Below are 1,463 nucleotides of genomic sequence, written 5' to 3'. Positions count from 1 at the left end.
GGCGCGAGGAAGTCGAACAGGTCCGGCAGGGTGTCCATCGACGAGGCGCCCTGGAACTGCGGCGCGATCACCGGAGGTGGCGTCGGGGCCTTCACGGCGGCGCCCATCAGGGCTTCGAAACTGTTGGAAGCGTCACCGGTGAAAGACGGGGTATCTGTCACTTTCAGGTTGAAATCGATACGCGCCTGGATCTCGTAATCGCCGATGCGGATCAGTTCGCCGTCCTGCAATGGCTCGCTGCTTCCCCGCCGCAAACGAATACCGGCATGCACTAACTCAACTCCATTAGTGCTGTTATCAGTTAAGTAGTAACGACCATCTTTGTACTGAATAACGCAATGTTGCGTGGAAACAAGACGTTCTGGATCAGGCAGTACCCAGTCATTTTCGGAACCGCGGCCAATAGCCATCACTCCCTGGTCCAGGGACTTTTCAGAACACTGGCCAGGGGTAATCTTGTGATAACTAGTGATAGTCAAGCACAGCGACATCTTGCCTCCTTGCTGATACTTCGCGCGCGGCCGTTCCCTGGGAGAAATGCTCCGAGAGATCCACGACAGATCCTTTCAAAACCTTGAAAGCCTGCTTCAACCCGCGTAATTGCTGATCTTAACCGGCCTGTATGACAAAAATCCTGCCTCGGCACCTGCTTCGACTGATCAGTCGCACAAGATGTTAAGCACCGCACATCTGTCATAGAGGGCGAATAGCTTACCTTGACAAGGCATAAGTACTACACCAAAAATGCACAACTTCTTGAACATCAATGATGGCACTTTGAAATCAGCATGATGTCAAAGCGCTAAATAAGACCAAGAAAACATGCAAAGTTCCTCGCGCAACTAATGCATGAGTTGCCCGTCATCTAACGGGCTGATAGGGAGATCGAATTTAGTGGATGTGCCTCTGCTGCTCGCCGCCGTTTCCGCGACTTCGCCCTGTGGCGAAGACTTGGAATATGACGCCGATTACTTGCATCTTGAGCGTGCCGCACAGGGTCAACCCGAGCGCAGCATGGGCGACTCGATCCTGCCTGCCGAACCTCCGGAATGGCGCAGCATCCAGCAGCAAAGTCTCGACCTCCTGCAACGCAGCAAAGACCTGCGCATCACCCATTTCCTGTTGCAAGCCGCCCTCGCCCTCCAGGGCATTGCAGGGCTTGCCGACGCACTCGCACTGATCAACGCGCTGCTGCGCGAATACTGGGCCGACCTGCATCCGCGCCTGGATGCCGATGACGACAACGACCCCACCGTGCGCATCAACGCCCTCAGCGGCGTGGCCAGCGACGCGAACATCCGCCTGCTGCGTGAGGCCATTCTCACCCGTTCGCGCACCTTCGGGCCCGTCAGCCTGCGCGCCGCGCTGAATGCCAGCGGGCTGCAGAGTTTCCCCGGCGAAAACCTCGGTGCCGAACAGCTTAACGGCGCATTCCTCGACAGCGATGCCGAGCAACTGCAAGC

2 protein-coding genes are annotated in these 1,463 nt (G+C 56.7%); one reads left to right on the top strand and one right to left on the bottom strand.

Translation table 11 applies throughout. The features are described 5' to 3' along the window. Nucleotides 1-491, bottom strand: a 491-nt coding sequence (gene tagH / locus HX846_RS35680) for a type VI secretion system-associated FHA domain protein TagH (RefSeq protein ID WP_178967292.1), incomplete at its 3' end; no start/stop codon positions are given. A 403-nt stretch (nt 492-894) separates the two neighbouring features. On the opposite strand from tagH, the gene tssA reads away from it, so the two are divergent. Beyond that, the coding region (gene tssA / locus HX846_RS35675) for a type VI secretion system protein TssA (RefSeq protein ID WP_178967291.1) at nt 895-1,463 on the top strand (569 nt) is incomplete at its 3' end.

Source organism: Pseudomonas sp. K5002, assembly GCF_013386655.1.
GTDB lineage: Bacteria > Pseudomonadota > Gammaproteobacteria > Pseudomonadales > Pseudomonadaceae > Aquipseudomonas.
Note: the sequence above shows the minus strand (reverse complement) of the source record. Positions and strands in the feature narration are given on the sequence as shown.